1 protein-coding gene is annotated in these 242 nt (G+C 48.3%); it reads left to right on the top strand.

All coding sequences use genetic code 11. The features are described 5' to 3' along the window. On the top strand, positions 1-242 hold a 242-nt coding region (locus tag AB4512_RS22650), incomplete at both ends, for a cadherin-like domain-containing protein (protein ID WP_372175787.1).

Raw genomic sequence — 242 nt, 5'->3', positions numbered from 1 at the left:
AACTAACCATTGAAAACCTCCATGTCGACCATGGCTCTATTCTAAACAATGCCGATGGTACGTTTACGTTTACCCCAGAGAAAGACTATAACGGCGATGTACACTTCAGCTATGACGTTAAGGATGCACACAGTGGTATCACCCACACTGGCGCAACCACCAACTTAGCTGCGGTTAACGACAACCCTGATGTGACGCCTTTAACCGACAGTGTCAGTGAGGGGGCCGATAATCATCACACC

This window comes from Vibrio sp. 10N.222.52.B7, from assembly GCF_041474275.1.
In the GTDB taxonomy this organism is placed as follows: domain Bacteria; phylum Pseudomonadota; class Gammaproteobacteria; order Enterobacterales; family Vibrionaceae; genus Vibrio; species Vibrio crassostreae_C.
The sequence above is the reverse complement of the archived record's forward strand: the minus strand, read 5'-3'. Positions and strand labels throughout refer to the sequence as shown.